We start from the raw sequence: 15,098 nt of genomic DNA, 5'->3' as shown, positions 1-15,098 counted from the left end.
TTGCTTACATCGGTCTTAAATTTTTTTCCAAACGATCCATCATCCAAGCCAAACGTTTTGCACGTCCAGCCTCCGTTTTGGCATCAAGATAGGCTCGCGTATAGGTCTTTTTAACTGATGGCGGCATATTTTCAAAATTTCTCGCGGCCTCAGTATTTTCCTTTAGCAGTATCGCTACTTCCAAGATCTGCTCCTCAGTAATCGCTGATGGCTTTGCAGCATTGTCCCACTGTCCATTTTTCTTCGCCTCAGCGATCTTTTCCCGTCCGAGTTCAGTCATCAACTCTTGTTGCTCCAGCTTCGCAACGATTTTTTTGTTTTTCTCAGACCATTTGCTGTTCTTACGGCGAGGAGCAAAATATTTGATATATGCCTGCTCATCGAGTTTTTTCATCACACCGTCGATCCAACCAAAGCACAATGCTTCTTCCAATGCTTCTCCAGCTTTGACTGTTTTGAGTTCCTTCGTTTTTCCGAACTTCAGCCACACACCTCCGCTAGTTTGAGCATTTTCTGTGAGCCAAGTTCGAAAATCATCGCGCGTTTCAAAAAGTAAGTTATCATCCATATTATTTATCTAATCCTAACACAACTGGTGTTGACCTAAAGCCGATCCCCATGCGGTCAATTCCCATATCGATCAATCTTAAGAAATCCTCCCGCGTACGAATACCGCCGCTGCCTTTGATCTTGATCCGGCCTTTGCATTGATCCATCATAATCTGAATCACTTCCGGCGTCGCCCCTTTGCCTTCGTAGCCGGTAAGAAATCCCGTACTTGTCTTAACGAAATCGGCATTCGCCGCGATCGCACATTCACAGGCTTGGCGAATTTGTTCCTCATTTAATGTATCGGTCTCAAAAATGACCTTCACTGCTGTTCCGTGAGCATGACAGGTTTCAACGATCACTAAAAGTTCTTTCATGACGTCATCATATTTTCCGCTGCGAATCCAACCAAAATTTGCGACAATATCCAATTCATCAATATCTTCCCGCTGGCAATAGGTCTCAGCTTGCAAAACTTTGGACGGAGTTGTACTGGTCCCGAAAGGAAAATCACAAACGACACAAATCTTTGTATCTGTGCCCTTAGTCAGCTCCGCTGCAATGTCTAGCGAAGACGGGTTGACACAAACGGTCGCACAATGATAATCGATCCCCTCTTGGATGTATTGGCGAATCTCGGCTTCAGTGAAATCAGGCTTCAACACCGACTGATCAATATAAGCACCTAATTCTTCAACAGTCATCTCACTCGCTTTTTTCATAGTTGGATCCCTCCTATTTGGTCTTCAACGCGCCTGCCTTTTCCTAGTTGCAGCAAAAGTGATTCCATTCACAAATAAAATCCGGCATCTCAGGTATTTTACAAAAAAATACCCTACACTTCTTAAATTAAGTATAGGGTATCCGTTTCTCTTTGTAAACGCTCACTTAATCAGGTTGCGCGATTAACGATTGCCTGCTTTTCCAGCTTCTGTTTCAATTCATTTAACGAGACATTTTTAAAATCCTCATTTTTCATTCGCTTGCGATAAGTCGTCGCCGTTTCTCCGGTCAGTTTTTTAAACATTCGACTAAAAACAACTAAACTATTAAATCCCACTTGTTCCGCGACATGCTCAACAGATTCATCAGTCATGGAAAGCAGAAAGGCGGCACGATTGATCCGCACACCTAAAATGTAATCTCTAATACTAATAGCCATATGATTGCGAAAGACCCGCGATAAGTGGCTGCGATTGACCGCTAAGTGCTGCGCGATCCCTTCCACAGTTAATTGATCCGCATAATGCGACTCAATGTATTCCACCGTTTCTACTGCTAAAGGCGAATAAATTTTTTGCTCGCCTAAATGAATTTTCCCACCATCAGCCAAAAGAGCCGCTAAAAAACGATAGGTCAGCTCATTCAAATGCAATTCATTCTCTAGTGTCTCCTCCGCGAAAGGAAGACATGCCAAAATCACATCGATGTATTTTTGAATATCTGAAGAAATCATCGTATATTGATCGTCTTTAAACTGAGAATGACGAATAATCTCATCAGCAGCCGAACCGCCAAACGACAGCCAGCAATACATCCACGGCTCTTCCCCATCAGCCAAGTAAAAGGTGGAATCCCCCGGTCGGATCAAGAACAGGTCGCCTTTTTTTAAATGATACTGCTGATTTTTTACTTGGTAGGTTCCCTTGCCTTCCATCACAATATGCAAAATATAATTTTGGCGAATCGCCGGTCCAAAGGAATGAAACGGCAGCGTTTTTGAAATCCCGCAAAAATCAAAATGAAGATCAGTTTTCAATTGATGTTGTTCTTTTTTTAAAAAGATCGTCTGTTCCATCAGCTCTTCCTCCAGCCTGATTTTTCATTTTAAATTATACATGAAATCAACTCAGAATACCGCGTAATCGCTGCGAATCCAATTATTTTCAATAATCAAAAAAATTGCGCGATCAGCTAATTTTTGTTTCAATGATGATAGTTTAAGTAACGAACCAGACATATTGACTGATTCGTTGCAATCGTTCTCTTCCGTCAGTTTTCTGAAACAAATAAAATAAGCTGGTTTATTTAAAAAAGAAGCGTATAGTTCACGATAGCAAAAAAACTCACACGAGGAGCAAGATCATGGATAAAATATTGAATAAACAAGTTGCTTTCAAAAATATCGGCATCGCCACTGCCATCCTAATAGCTGGTTTGGCTATTTTACTTTTTGGCCCAGGCTACCTTGGATTTTTCTCGGTTGCAGCGACTAGTTTGATTGCGCTGCTTATCGTTTATCCTAAGAAGTCCGTTCAAGCGATTTTCGGAAAACCGCTTCATCCAGTAAAAATCATCATTGGTTACTTTCTGCTTAATTGGCTCGTCAGCATCGTCGTTTCGCTTCTATTGAATTATGGTTTGGGCTGGCATCTGCAAGGCAATCCGATCAATGATAATCCAAGCTGGTTGTTGCTTTTTACCATTCCAATCATGCTTATGGGTGAAGAGCTGCTTTCGATCTATTTCTTAAGTGTTTTTTCTAGTAAATTCTCATTGCCCATCGCCAGCCTTCTGTCTGCACTCATTTTCGGATTGATTCACTATTCGACCTACAATGATGGGAATGTTCTTCACACCTTGGCCCATATCCTGCTCATTCAAGGAGTCGCACGATTAATTTTTAACCGTGCCGCAATCAAAACCAATTCGATTTGGACTAGCTGGATCATTCATGTCCTATTTGATTCTAGTACGATTTTATTGGTGCTATTGCAGCATTGATGGTTTGTTATCTTCTTCCATTCACTCTAAGGATCAGCACACTTGCTGGTCTTTTTTGCTCTGATTTTTCTCCTTCTGCTGGTATACTAAAAAGAAAAAGGAGCACAGCGATGGATACTTTCGAAGATTACCTAACCCACATTGAGAATGACGATCACAGAAACAAACTCAGGGAGCTTTTTCAATGGATTTTGTCTGAATTTCCTGAATTAAATACGCGGATCGCTTGGAACGAACCGATGTTTACTCACCACGGAACGTTTATTCTTGGGATCAGTACGGCCAAAAAGCACCTGGCTGTTTCCCCAGAAGTCGCCTGTCTAAATAAGTTTTTACCTGCTATTCAAAAAATCGGCTATAGCCATACAAACAATATCTTTCGCATTAAATGGACGGAACAGATCAATTACACTCTTTTAAAGGATATGATCACGTTTAACCTTCAAGATAAGGCAGATTACACGAAGTTCTGGCGCTAACTCAACAAATCCCTTGACTTCAAGTGTAAATAATACTCTTTTTTTATTTTTTTGTTTAAACTAATCTTATTTAATAGAAAAGAGTGTCCATATGAAAACCCGTATTGAAGCGTCAAGCGATGCCGTAATTGCCATTGTTGTAACTATTTTAGTGTTAGAATTCAAATCTCCTGATACCCCTGATATTCATTTAGTAATGGAAAATTGGAGAAGTTTTTTAGTTTATATCGTTAGTTTTTTTCTGATATTTACCACTTGGTATGACCACTACCAGCTTTTTAAACTTTCAAATAAGATGACGAAGAACATTTTTTGGGCAAATGCCTTCTGGCTGTTCTTTTTGTCCATTATCCCATTTACTACCTCCTTCGCTGGAAAATTTCCAGCCTATCGCGGGGCTTCGTTATTGTACTTAGCGAATATCTTTTTATGGGTAATCAGCTACGTCTACCTTACCTACTGCCTTGCGCAATCAAATCCTGAAAATGCTGGGAAAATCAAACAAATCGGTTTCTTGAATAAACAAGATCTGATTATTTTTATTGGCGGCGGACTTCTGTCCTTCTTCATTAGCTGGTTCATTCCAATTTTCACGTGGGTCGTCTTAGCGCTGGCCTCAATTTTTACACTGGTTTTCAATCGGAACGGAAACGCTCGGATATAATTACTAAACGGACCAACAATTGCGTTGGCCCGTTTTATTTATGGACAAAATGCAACAAAAAGTTAAATAGTCGTCACAGAAATACGTTACAAAGAAAGCGATTTCTTGATAAATTGAAGGCATCCACTAGTGATGGATCAGCTAGTCCTTGTCACTTTAGCCAGAAATCGATAAAATTATTGGGACACGAGGAATTCTCCAATACACAAAAAGAGAGGTTTTTAGATGCATATTACAGAAAAAGATTTTGGCAAAAACTACCACCTGATCACTATTGAAAATGAAGCCGGTTTCCATCTGTCCGTCACGGATTTGGGAGCACGGATTGTCAGTCTTGGGCGCGAAATGGAATTGATCTTAGGCTTTGATTCTGCCGAGGAATATTTAGCAAAAGATGCATTTATCGGAGCCTCAATCGGCCGAACAGCCGGTCGAATCGAAGCTGGTCGTTTCACACTTGAGGGCCAAAGCTATCAAGTCATGACAGATCCATTGAACGGTCATTCTTTGCATGGCGGCCAACCAGGCTTCGAAACAAAGAAATGGGATTATACGATTGAAGATGGGGAAAAAGAGGCCTCTATTATTTTTACAACTGTTAGTCCCGACGGCGAACATGGCTTCCCTGGGAATTTAAATGTTGAGGTGCGCTATACCCTGACTCAAGAAAATGTTTGGCGCTTAACGACAAAAGGCGTCAGCGATCAAACGACTTTATTTAATCCGACGAACCATGTTTATTTCAATTTGACCGGAGACGTTACCCAGTCAATCGATAATCATCAGCTTTGGGTGAATAGTGCCGACTTCGCTCCGCTGCGTCAAGACAGTATTCCAACAGGCGAAAAAGCAACTCTTGCCGGTACTCCCTTTGATTTTCAAACGCCAAAGAATTTGGCTAGCGTATTTACTAGCGACTTTGAACAAAAAAATCAGTTCAACGGGATTGATCATCCCTTCTTTCTAAAGGAAAACGACTTGAACACACCCGCTGCTAAGCTGGTCAGTCCGGATGGCACAGTCGAAGTTGTCGTTTCAACAGATGCTTCAAGTGTCGTGATCTTTACCGCAAACTTCGGGGATAACGCCCCAGAGATGCGCGGAAAAAAATTAGCGGATCACGGTGGAATTACTTTTGAAACGCAAATCGCCCCTGGCGCTGAGCAATACCCAGCATTCGGCTCGATAAAGCTGGCGGCGAATGAACCTTTCGAAACCACCACAGAATTTAAAATAAACTTGAAAGAAGCGAATAAGCATGGAAATTAAACGCGAACTCAACACAAAATTTGCTGAAATTTTTGGTCCAAAGGAAACGACGCAATATTTTTCTCCTGGTCGAATCAACTTGATCGGTGAACATACGGATTATAACGGCGGACATGTCTTCCCTGCATCAATCACTTACGGTACTTATGGCGTGGCAGCTCCTCGCGAAGACACGAAGGTGTTGGTTTATTCTACCAACTTTGAGGATATCGGTGTTATTACCTTTGATCTAAACGATTTAACTTACGCTAAAAAAGACAATTGGGCCAATTATGTTAAAGGCATGGTCTTAAAGCTGAAGGAAGCAGGTCATACGATTGACCACGGTTTTGACTTATTGGTCGAAGGAACGATTCCTAATGGAGCGGGACTTTCCAGCAGTGCTTCATTAGAACTATTAGTCGGAGTGATGTTGGAAGATCTATTTAACCTAGATACCGACCGCCTTGAACTCGTTAAAACCGGTAAAAAAGTCGAAAATGAATTTATCGGTGTAAATTCAGGAATCATGGACCAATTCGCAATCGGCTTTGGCGATGTTGACCAAGCGATCCTCTTAGATACGAATACGTTGAAATATGAAATGGTGCCGGTAAAACTTGACGGCTATGCTGTAGTCATCATGAATACCAATAAACGGCGTGAGCTTGCGGATTCCAAATACAACGAACGCCGCAGCGAATGTGAAGAAGCCTTGGCTCGGCTGCAAAAACAATTAGACATCCAATCATTAGGTAATCTTGATGAAGCAACCTTTGAAGCCAATACTGCATTGATCGGTGATGAAACCTTGATCCGTCGTGCACGCCATGCCGTAACAGAGAATCAACGAACATTAGAAGCAAAAGCAGAATTAGTCCAAGGCAACTTAGAAGCTTTCGGAAAATTATTGAATGCGTCTCACTATTCCCTGCGCCACGATTATGAAGTAACGGGAATCGAATTAGACACATTGGTCGATGCTGCCCAAGCTCAGGACGGCGTCCTTGGTGCCCGCATGACAGGTGCAGGCTTTGGCGGTTGCGCCATTGCCCTAGTTAAGGAAGAAAATATTCCCGTCTTCAAAAACAACGTCTATGACGACTACATGAAGACTGTCGGTTATGCTCCAGACTTTTACGTTGCTCATATCGGCAGCGGAACAACTAAGATCGGTTAATTTGCTTAATAAAAGTACTCCCCTAGTTTTTAGCTAGAGGAGTATTTTTGTAAAACGAAAAATTGCGCTGTTTTTGACTGTTAGATCGCCCATCCGCTTAACTCAGAATCCGTTTTACTGAATTAATATCACGGTGTATAATAAAATTGGAGGTGGTTATCATGTTACCTAGAGATGTTGCTGCTTTTCTAATTTGTGCACTTGGTGCTGTTTTAGGCGCATATACGATCGCTTTGTTCAAAAGAAGACCCTCCCTATTCCAAATGTTTGCTGCTTGTTTTTTCTCTGGCGGATCATTGGTATTCTATTATTATTATTTCGAAGGATTCGGCTCGCCACTCATACCGCTTTTGTATTACAGTGTGGTTATCGGTACCGCTGTCGTATTTGCTAAATTTAGAAATAAATTGAATTCTTAACCATTCATCCAGTTGAATGGTTTTTTTATTAAGTATTTTCAAACGAAAGGAGCGGCTCTTATTGCCTTCAATCAGTCACATCACGTTTATCGTAAAAAATCTTGAACGTTCATCTAATATGTTAAAAAATGTCTTTGGCGCGAAAGAAATTTATTCTAGTGAGGCTATTCAATTTTCTGTTCATCCAGAAAAATTCTTTCTCCTTGATTCTCTCTGGATCGCACTAATGGAAGATCCAACAGTGGACTTGCCTAAGAGTTATAACCATATTGCATTCAATATTCCCATTTCAGAGCTGGAGGGGTATCGCTCTCGCATTAAAAAAGCCGGTCTAAAAATTGAAAAAGGCCGGTCAAGAATCACTGGCGAAGGTGAATCTATTTACTTTTATGATTATGACAATCATCTGTTTGAGCTGCACACAGGGAGTTTGGAGGAGCGTTTGACTAAATATAACTCTTATCAGGATTAGTTTTAAAGCCGTGGGCTCTGGTGGCTCGCTTTAGCGATTACCCTCTAAAGAATTTTTTTAACCGATTACTTGATAGGCAAGTAGAATCGAGTGGTCCGACGATATATTTATGCCATGTTGCGATATAATTGAATAAATACTTTTTGGGCGGGTGTCTATCATGCAAAGAAACCAAAATCAAATGATGAAGAAGAAATCCAAACTAAAATGGTTCATTATAATAGCAGTCATAATAATCATAGCTCTGCTAGGTATGTTTTTCTACGGGCAAAGCAACAAGGACTCAAACCACAACACATCAAGTGAGTCTTCTATTTCGTCCTCCCAAGCTAGCGAAAGTTCTAACGATAGGAGCAGCTCGCAAAAAAATGATTATCCATATAGTGTTGCTTTTCCAGGCAATCAGATTTATCAAGGAAACTATGATCAATTAGGTTTTGCGATAACAACATATAGCGATCGCAGCGATATAATGGTTGCTTCTCGAGCAAAAGCCAATACCGATCCTACAGCACATATGGGAGAAAATGCTTCTCTTGTTCCAAAAAATATCTCGACTAAAAAAATAAACGTGGTAGAAAACGGAACAGAAAAAACAGTTAAAGCTAATACCGAACTCAAACTTTCTGATACAACAAATGCGGTTAGTGCCGACTTTTTAACTCCCTTTAACGGAAACGATACTAAAATTTTTGCCTATACTATGAACAATGGTCATATTGCATTAGCATTTACTAGCAAAAATAGCGATTCCCACAAAGCCGCCGTATACCAAGCAATAGAATTCACACCAACGGATACTAGTACAAATAATTCTACAAGTGATGTTGCAGAATCCTCTTCAGAAGTAAATGATCAAGCGTCAAAAGAAAATCAAGCATATGCGGATATCCAAAATCGGTTAACAGCAGCCAGGGATGCAGCAATCGATAATCAAAACAAAGCAGTCGCAGCCGGCGGTTCGCCGAATGATGTTCAAAGCGCTGTATCGGCGGTAATTGCTGAAAGTGATGTATTAAAAACAGAATACCCGCAATATAGTGATTACATTGAAAATAGTGTCCGACAATTGGGCTATTAATTCTTTTAGATAGATAAAATACTCAAAGACTAGAGCTTAGAATTTTGGTTTTATTATTAATTAAGGAGCAAAATATGATCAAACTAATTGACCAGTTAAGCAGTACTGATTTACAAGCTATCGCTCAAATTTGGTTAAAGAGCAATATTGAGGCCCATGATTTCATCAGTAAGGAGTATTGGCATAATAATTACCAGTTTGTGCTGAATTCTTTTCCAAGTGCAACCATTTATGCCTACTATCAGGATAAAAAGATTGTTGGTTTTCTTGGTCTCATTGACGAGTACATTGCGGGCATCTTCGTTTTGTATGAATACCGCTCACTGGGAATTGGTACCCAATTATTAGAGGAAGCACAATCTGATCATACTCAGTTAACTCTGAATGTCTATAAAAAGAACGAGAATGCCGTACAATTCTACCTGAAAAAAGAGTTTACGATTCAAGAAGAAAAACTAGATGCTGAAACAAATGAGATAGAATTATCCATGAAGTGGCAGCGGTCATGACTTCTTCGATACCACAATAAATCAAACAATAACTGTCTCAAAGGCCATCATTAGCTGATGGTCTTTTATGTTCCATTTTTCCCCTAATAATTTGAAACCGTTAATCTTAAACAGTCAGATTTCAGACACGGATGATTGTGCTATTTGCCCTATTTTTTCAAACTTACTCAACTTATCAATAACCTTAATTTATCTTTTATTAAAATCCTCGTTTTTTTTATGTTAAAATGATGAATACTGTTCAATGAAGGAGGTTCCAATGAAAAAAGATTCTGGGTTGGTTTATGGGTTTAGTGCGTATATAGTTTGGGGCATCCTGCCGCTATACTGGAAATTATTAGGAAATGTCGGGTCAGTGGATATTCTATTTTATCGAATCGTATGGTCGTTGATTTTTATGACGATTTATTTAGTTATATTTCGAAAAATTCCGCTTTTTATTCGAGAAGTTAAGGAACTATTGAAAAGTAAACGAAATACCCTCGCCATTATCATCGCCGCGATTTTTATTTCTCTCAATTGGGGAATCTATATTTATACTGTCTCGATTGGGCAGGTTCAACAAGCCAGCTTGGGTTATTACATCAATCCCTTGCTAAATGTCTTGGCAGGCGCCATTTATTTGAAAGAACCACTATCTAAACAGGCAAAACTCGCAAGCTTTTCGGCTCTCGCGGGTGTCGTGTTATTGACGATTCAAACCGGGGTCTTCCCCTTCAACTCGCTCTTTTTAGCCGCTAGTTTCTGTTTGTATGGTCTGACTAAAAAGCAATTGCAGTTGAGCGCTGCTACAAGTATTACTTTGGAAACATTGATCATCACTCCTTTTGGATTGATTTATCTGTTTTTCCTTTCACCAACGGGATTTATGCAGTATCCGATGAACACTAATTTACTACTTATTGGAGCTGGGATCGTTACAGCAATTCCTTTACTGCTATTTGCGACAGCTGTAAAAAATTGTCTTATATCACTCTCGGCTTTTTGCAATATGTCAATCCTACTATTATGCTGGCCATGGCAATCTTTCTATTCCATGAGCCTTATGAACTGCCGCAATTTATCGCCTTCGCCTTTATTTGGCTGGGAATTTTAATTTTTGTTGCCGGAAATGTTATCGAATCACGTAAAAGAGGGCTTCGTCTGTAAAGACGAGCCCTCTTTTAGCCGAATACTTCTCATAACTTACGATTAATAATTGAATTCATTTACCTGTTCACCCGCTTTAAACACTTTACTCATCTTGACCCTTCCGTAATTTGTCGCATAGCAAAGTGCTTCTCGATGAGTCGTGAATGTTTCTTCCGTCATTTCCCCAACAATTGTTTCGACTTGAACTAAGTACTGATACTCCATATCTTTTCCCCATTTCTTTTCAAAACCGGCAGCGAGCAAAATTCATAGCGAGACTTTAGGCCAGGATCACCTAACTACTTATTTCTGTGGCTTAAGCAGTCAGTCCCTAACTCTGTTTTTATAATCATAGCGAGTTTTTATCGGGATTTCAATAACTTATGTTATATTTACTTACATAGAATAAAAATAATTTTCATTTTGCAACATTTTGTGTAACTTTTCATTACATGAAGTTGGCAAAAAAAACGGTTCAAGCAAATCTGCTTGAACCGTTTCCTACACTCATACGTATTAGTTGGTCTTTTGAAAATTTTCGATATTATCGATTACTTTCTGCGCCAAGCGTACTTTTGCCATAGAGGTCAGTCCAGCGTTGGTTTTCCCAGCAAAAACATTCGGCAAACCGATTACGTCTTCTCCTAACCCTGCTTCCGTATCGCTGAACGCATAATTTCCCGGTTGCGCCAGCCAAGTTTTTAGCGCCGAAACTTCATGGGAGGGTGCAATCGACACGTTCATCAAAATTTTTCCATTGCCATATTTGTTAAAGGCTACTTCATCTAGCAAGACAACATTCTTGTTCAGGCAAGTGATTAAAATATCGACCTTCCCTAATAAATCGTCCAATGATAGATAGTCCATACCTAATTCTTTTTCTATTTCGGGTTTGCGCGTGCGACTGTAATAACTGACGTCCATCCCAAAAAAGTTCATTGTCCGCGCTAATAGACTGCCCACTGTGCCCATACCGACAATCCCAACTTTGACATTCGTCAATTCCATCGGTTCATCTTTCCACATTGCAGGACCACGGCCTTGCAATAGGCGAACCAATTCACTGATGGCATATTCCTTCACACCTTCATCGCCATAATCCCGCACACCAGTTACCAAGATTCCCTTTTTTTCCGCATGAAGAATATCTACATTTGCATTTTCAGGTGCATATAAGCTGGCGCAAATGCCGATGTAGCGAATGTTCGGACAAGCATCCAATACTTCTTTGTCAATAAAGCTGGTAAAACTCAACATCACACAATCTGCATCGCCGATACGTTCAATGATTGTTGATGATTCAGTTGGAATATCTTCATAAAAGACGGTCTCCTCCGCCAACGTTTTCAACTTTTCATCCCACTCAGGCAATAATTTGGTTGGCTCAATCGCCACCATTTTTTTAAATTTCTTCATGTCAGCCTCCTAGATAATCATACTCCCTTCATGATAAGTCCTACAAATTTCTGCGTCAATGAAGAAGAACGATTCTGAGTCCTAAAGGCAACGAAATCTATTTACTTTCTATTTTTCTTTTTACCAAGCTGCCTGTCTACCACTCGCTTAAGACGCTTAGCTTCGCGTCCTTTCTTAATGCGCTCCATGCTTTTGCGATCATGTCCGTATGGATTATCCAACTTTGCCGCTTGCGTTTTTGTACCCACTTGACTTGATACTTTATTCTTCTCAGCCGAAAATGCCGTTTTTGCGACTGGCGATTTCAGTCCATTTGACAGTGGTTCTTCTGAAAGTAGAGGCTTTGCGTCCTTTTTCTCTGCGGTTTTTTTACCAGACCCAACAGTCGAAGCGCTCTTCGGTTGCTGAGACGACGGCTCATAATCAGCGTTCAATACATCGGTCTTGTCAGCTGAGCCATTTTGAGCAGAACTTTCCTGCTCCTCTTGAGTCATCTCATGTTCCGCATCAAGATACGTTTTATGGCTTTTGAATTTCACATATTCCGTGAAGCGACGAACACCGGCGTCTTGGAAAATTGTCAGGCTCGATAACATTTTTAAGACCTCACTCGTTTCAACTTCTGAACGAACCTGTTTGGCATCGCGCAGAGTCCAGGTGTTTTTTTGCCAGCGGCGTCTTTAAAAACGGACACAATGTTGAATTGATACTCCGAAGGTTCAGGTACCTCCTGATTTTTCTTATCTAAAAGCTTTTTATATAAACAAGTCTCCTTGGTAAACTTCTTGTATTCCTTACGGTTTTGAAAAAGGCGGTCAAGAACCTGCTGCCATTCCTCAGCTTCAAAATAATCTTGAAAAAGGACGCAGTACTGACGCAGCGTGTTATTGGGTTTCGAAGTAAGAAAAATCTCGCGGAGCAACGTTTTGCAGCAATTTGAAAAATCTGCTAAACATAAAGTGTGCCTTATGAGGGTCGCTACAGCAAACTCCACTACTTCCGCAGTATTTCCCGTTTGTTGATAAAATTGGCCTAGGCGTTTACTTAAGCTTTTTTCTCCCATAGCGAACAACTGTCTTTGCCCTAACTTTACTGCTTCCATCCTCCATCTTCCACCTTTAAAGAAACCGCTTGCATTTTATGCTTTAATAATATAACTAAAAATGCAACAATGTAAATAGTTTTTAGAAATACTCTTAATTAAAATAAATGATAAAAAGTTTGGGTATTTCAACTTTTAGAGGTTCTATTTGCGTACCTTTATAATTACACTTTTTTTCAAAAAAAAGATAAAAAAACATCAACAGAATAATCTGCTGATGTTTTCACTTTATTTTTTGGACTTGATTTCAACGATCTCATCGACTAATTCATCAATCGCTGGATCTTGCAAGTAATTTTTCAACGTCACAATCGTCATTTTCGGATGGGCTTTACGGGTTCGTTCTTCCAAGTCTTGGTGAACGACCACCATATCACTATCTGTCGGCACATCCTCGATGCGATAATTTTTCACTTCGATATCCGTGATACCCGCTTTTTGAAGTTTCTTTTTAAATGTTGTGGCCCCCATCGCACTGCTGCCCATTCCCGCATCGCAAGCGAAGGAAACTTTCTTTATTTCAGCAGTCATTAGGTTGGCTGCTTTAGAGTTTTCGCCATTCAATAATTCTTTTCCTTCTGATTTCATTGATTTTGATTTTTGAACAGATTCTTCAAAACTTTCATCGTCGTCGGCCGTCTTGTCCGCCTTCAAAATTACAGCGGTCACTAAGAATGAAACGGCTGTCGCTATCACCACTCCGGCAATTACACCAAAGAAATTTCCTCGAGGAGTCAGCGCCAAGTAAGAGAAGATCGAACCAGGACTAGGTCCAGCTACCAAACCAACTCCAAGTAGTTGGAATGTCATCGTCCCCGCCATACCACCTGCGATCATCGCCAAGATCGTAATCGGTTTCATCAACACATAGGGGAAATACATTTCATGAATTCCGCCAAAGAAGTGAATAATGATCGCTCCAGGCGCTGTCCGCTTCGCTACTTTCTTGCCAAAGAACGAATAAGCCAATAGTAATCCTAGACCTGGTCCAGGGTTTGAAGCCACCATGAAGTAGATCGATTTCCCTGCTTCTAGTGTCTGCTGCATCCCTAATGGATAATAAACACCTTGGTCAATCACATTATTTAAGAACAGGACTTTCGCCGGCTCATTGATCAGAGACAGCAATGGTAAAAATCCAGTTGAAACTAATGCCTCGATCGCATTCGTAACAAATTGGTTGGCTGATTGAATCGTCGGGCCAATCACTAAATAGGACAAACACATTAAGACAAATCCAATGATTCCGATTGAAAAATTGTTAACGACCATTTCAAAACCAGCCGGGATCTTTCCATCTAAAAAGTCATCCGTTTTCTTCATGATCCAGCCGCCCAATGGACCGATCACCATCGCGCCCATGAACATCGGAATATCCGAACCGATAATCAAGCCGATTGTTCCGATTGACCCTAACACCGCTCCGCGATGTCCGCCGATCATACGGCCGCCAGTATAAGCGAGCAATAATGGCAATAAATAACTGACTGTCGGACCGACTAATTCATTTAATGATTCGTTTGGAAACCAACCTGTTGGAATAAATAATGCGGTCGCGATCCCCCATGCGATAAATGCGCCAATATTTGGTAACACCATATTCGTTAAGAAGCCGCCAAATGCTTGGACTCTCGCACGCATTGATACCTGTTTACCTTCATTCGTTACATCCATTTCCTTCTCTCCTTTATTCCTTGATCAAATCAAACAACGCCTGCTCAGTTTCAACCTCAAATAATTTCTGATATAATTCCTCATTACTCAATAGTTCGCCTAAATTGGCGATCAACTCCAAATGCCCGTCGGGAGAATCGGATGATAAGGTAAATAATACCTCGACCGGTTCTTCACCCGGAAACATCACGGGCTCCTTCAAATGTAAGAAAGTCATCCCAATGCCGTTGCTTCCATGTTCCGGACGTGCATGAGGCATCGCAACTTTCGGCAATAGAATGATGTAATTACCGTTATCTAAAACATTTTGGATCATCGCCTCAACATACGATTCTTCAATAATACCTTTTTCCAGGAGCGGTCTGGCGCCCATTTGGATGGCCTCCTGCCAAGAATCTATCGCCTCAACAAACATCGTCTGTCCTATTAACTGTTCTTTTAACATTTCTG

General features: G+C 40.5%; 18 protein-coding genes and 1 pseudogene. 10 read left to right on the top strand and 9 right to left on the bottom strand.

Annotated features, from left to right (window positions below):
• Positions 1-4 precede the first annotated feature (4 nt).
• The 3 genes from I585_RS11600 to I585_RS11590 all read right to left on the bottom strand — a co-directional run bounded on the left by I585_RS11600 (position 5) and on the right by I585_RS11590 (position 2,347).
• On the bottom strand, positions 5-568 hold the full coding sequence (locus I585_RS11600; protein ID WP_010741972.1) for a YdeI/OmpD-associated family protein: 564 nt from the start codon (positions 566-568) through the stop codon (positions 5-7).
• A gap of 1 nt (position 569) precedes the next feature.
• Positions 570-1,271 (bottom strand): deoxyribose-phosphate aldolase, encoded by a 702-nt coding sequence (gene deoC, locus I585_RS11595; RefSeq protein WP_010741971.1) that lies wholly within the window; start codon positions 1,269-1,271, stop codon positions 570-572.
• Positions 1,272-1,441: 170 nt separating this feature from the next.
• Positions 1,442-2,347, bottom strand: coding sequence for an AraC family transcriptional regulator (locus tag I585_RS11590; protein WP_010741970.1), 906 nt, complete (start codon positions 2,345-2,347; stop codon positions 1,442-1,444).
• Between the two features lie 287 nt (positions 2,348-2,634).
• Between I585_RS11590 and I585_RS11585 the strand changes: the two genes are divergently transcribed.
• From I585_RS11585 to rarD, 10 genes and pseudogenes are all read left to right on the top strand, one after another.
• A complete protein-coding gene (locus I585_RS11585) occupies positions 2,635-3,273 on the top strand; it encodes a CPBP family intramembrane glutamic endopeptidase (RefSeq protein ID WP_010741969.1) in 639 nt (212 codons plus the stop codon).
• Between the two features lie 110 nt (positions 3,274-3,383).
• The gene (locus I585_RS11580) at positions 3,384-3,752 is read left to right on the top strand and encodes an iron chaperone (RefSeq protein WP_010741968.1); all 369 of its coding nucleotides are present in this window, start codon (positions 3,384-3,386) and stop codon (positions 3,750-3,752) included.
• Positions 3,753-3,843: 91 nt separating this feature from the next.
• Entirely contained in the window at positions 3,844-4,416 is a 573-nt protein-coding gene (locus I585_RS11575; protein ID WP_010741967.1) for a TMEM175 family protein, read from the top strand.
• A gap of 225 nt (positions 4,417-4,641) precedes the next feature.
• Positions 4,642-5,685 (top strand): aldose epimerase family protein, encoded by a 1,044-nt coding sequence (locus tag I585_RS11570; protein ID WP_010741966.1) that lies wholly within the window; start codon positions 4,642-4,644, stop codon positions 5,683-5,685.
• A complete protein-coding gene (locus I585_RS11565) occupies positions 5,675-6,844 on the top strand; it encodes a galactokinase (RefSeq protein ID WP_010741965.1) in 1,170 nt (389 codons plus the stop codon). Before I585_RS11570 ends, I585_RS11565 begins: the two co-directional genes overlap by 11 nt.
• A gap of 161 nt (positions 6,845-7,005) precedes the next feature.
• Positions 7,006-7,263, top strand: a complete 258-nt coding sequence (locus I585_RS11560) for a hypothetical protein (protein ID WP_010741964.1) — start codon at positions 7,006-7,008, stop codon at positions 7,261-7,263.
• A 61-nt stretch (positions 7,264-7,324) separates the two neighbouring features.
• Positions 7,325-7,735: a FosX/FosE/FosI family fosfomycin resistance hydrolase gene (fosX, locus tag I585_RS11555; RefSeq protein ID WP_010741963.1), complete on the top strand. Its 411-nt coding sequence runs from the start codon at positions 7,325-7,327 to the stop codon at positions 7,733-7,735.
• A 160-nt stretch (positions 7,736-7,895) separates the two neighbouring features.
• Entirely contained in the window at positions 7,896-8,816 is a 921-nt protein-coding gene (locus I585_RS11550) for a hypothetical protein (RefSeq protein ID WP_010741962.1), read from the top strand.
• 74 nt (positions 8,817-8,890) lie between these two features.
• On the top strand, positions 8,891-9,325 hold the full coding sequence (locus I585_RS11545; protein ID WP_010741961.1) for a GNAT family N-acetyltransferase: 435 nt from the start codon (positions 8,891-8,893) through the stop codon (positions 9,323-9,325).
• A gap of 259 nt (positions 9,326-9,584) precedes the next feature.
• A pseudogene (rarD, locus tag I585_RS11540) lies at positions 9,585-10,474 on the top strand (EamA family transporter RarD).
• 42 nt (positions 10,475-10,516) lie between these two features.
• Here rarD and I585_RS23395 read toward each other — a convergent pair.
• From I585_RS23395 to I585_RS11520, 6 genes are all read right to left on the bottom strand, one after another.
• Positions 10,517-10,681, bottom strand: a complete 165-nt coding sequence (locus I585_RS23395) for a hypothetical protein (protein WP_010741959.1) — start codon at positions 10,679-10,681, stop codon at positions 10,517-10,519.
• 291 nt (positions 10,682-10,972) lie between these two features.
• A complete protein-coding gene (locus tag I585_RS11535; RefSeq protein ID WP_010741958.1) occupies positions 10,973-11,872 on the bottom strand; it encodes an NAD(P)-dependent oxidoreductase in 900 nt (299 codons plus the stop codon).
• A gap of 101 nt (positions 11,873-11,973) precedes the next feature.
• Entirely contained in the window at positions 11,974-12,468 is a 495-nt protein-coding gene (locus I585_RS22640) for a hypothetical protein (RefSeq protein ID WP_010741957.1), read from the bottom strand.
• A gap of 2 nt (positions 12,469-12,470) precedes the next feature.
• Complete coding sequence (locus I585_RS22635) at positions 12,471-12,974, bottom strand: hypothetical protein (protein WP_010741956.1); 504 nt, start codon at positions 12,972-12,974, stop codon at positions 12,471-12,473.
• Positions 12,975-13,202: 228 nt separating this feature from the next.
• Positions 13,203-14,648: a PTS mannitol transporter subunit IIBC gene (locus I585_RS11525; RefSeq protein ID WP_010741955.1), complete on the bottom strand. Its 1,446-nt coding sequence runs from the start codon at positions 14,646-14,648 to the stop codon at positions 13,203-13,205.
• Positions 14,649-14,661: 13 nt separating this feature from the next.
• Positions 14,662-15,093 carry a PTS sugar transporter subunit IIA gene (locus I585_RS11520; protein ID WP_010741954.1) on the bottom strand — a complete coding sequence of 144 codons (432 nt, stop codon included), beginning with the start codon at positions 15,091-15,093 and terminating at the stop codon, positions 14,662-14,664.
• Positions 15,094-15,098 lie beyond the last annotated feature (5 nt).

Source organism: Enterococcus malodoratus ATCC 43197, assembly GCF_000407185.1.
GTDB lineage: Bacteria > Bacillota > Bacilli > Lactobacillales > Enterococcaceae > Enterococcus_A > Enterococcus_A malodoratus.
This window is presented reverse-complemented; position numbering and strand designations above follow the sequence as displayed.

Coding starts and splice junctions, on each gene's coding strand:
- I585_RS11570 (WP_010741966.1), top strand. CDS start 4,642: ATGCATATTACAGAAAAAGATTTTGGCAAAAACTACCACCTGATCACT.
- I585_RS11580 (WP_010741968.1), top strand. CDS start 3,384: ATGGATACTTTCGAAGATTACCTAACCCACATTGAGAATGACGATCAC.
- I585_RS11565 (WP_010741965.1), top strand. CDS start 5,675: ATGGAAATTAAACGCGAACTCAACACAAAATTTGCTGAAATTTTTGGT.
- I585_RS11590 (WP_010741970.1), bottom strand. CDS start 2,347: ATGGAACAGACGATCTTTTTAAAAAAAGAACAACATCAATTGAAAACT.
- I585_RS11585 (WP_010741969.1), top strand. CDS start 2,635: ATGGATAAAATATTGAATAAACAAGTTGCTTTCAAAAATATCGGCATC.
- I585_RS11525 (WP_010741955.1), bottom strand. CDS start 14,648: ATGGATGTAACGAATGAAGGTAAACAGGTATCAATGCGTGCGAGAGTC.
- I585_RS11560 (WP_010741964.1), top strand. CDS start 7,006: ATGTTACCTAGAGATGTTGCTGCTTTTCTAATTTGTGCACTTGGTGCT.
- I585_RS23395 (WP_010741959.1), bottom strand. CDS start 10,681: ATGGAGTATCAGTACTTAGTTCAAGTCGAAACAATTGTTGGGGAAATG.
- I585_RS22635 (WP_010741956.1), bottom strand. CDS start 12,974: ATGGAAGCAGTAAAGTTAGGGCAAAGACAGTTGTTCGCTATGGGAGAA.
- I585_RS11600 (WP_010741972.1), bottom strand. CDS start 568: ATGGATGATAACTTACTTTTTGAAACGCGCGATGATTTTCGAACTTGG.
- I585_RS11550 (WP_010741962.1), top strand. CDS start 7,896: ATGCAAAGAAACCAAAATCAAATGATGAAGAAGAAATCCAAACTAAAA.
- I585_RS11545 (WP_010741961.1), top strand. CDS start 8,891: ATGATCAAACTAATTGACCAGTTAAGCAGTACTGATTTACAAGCTATC.
- I585_RS11575 (WP_010741967.1), top strand. CDS start 3,844: ATGAAAACCCGTATTGAAGCGTCAAGCGATGCCGTAATTGCCATTGTT.
- I585_RS11520 (WP_010741954.1), bottom strand. CDS start 15,093: ATGTTAAAAGAACAGTTAATAGGACAGACGATGTTTGTTGAGGCGATA.
- deoC (WP_010741971.1), bottom strand. CDS start 1,271: ATGAAAAAAGCGAGTGAGATGACTGTTGAAGAATTAGGTGCTTATATT.
- I585_RS11535 (WP_010741958.1), bottom strand. CDS start 11,872: ATGAAGAAATTTAAAAAAATGGTGGCGATTGAGCCAACCAAATTATTG.
- I585_RS22640 (WP_010741957.1), bottom strand. CDS start 12,468: ATGTTATCGAGCCTGACAATTTTCCAAGACGCCGGTGTTCGTCGCTTC.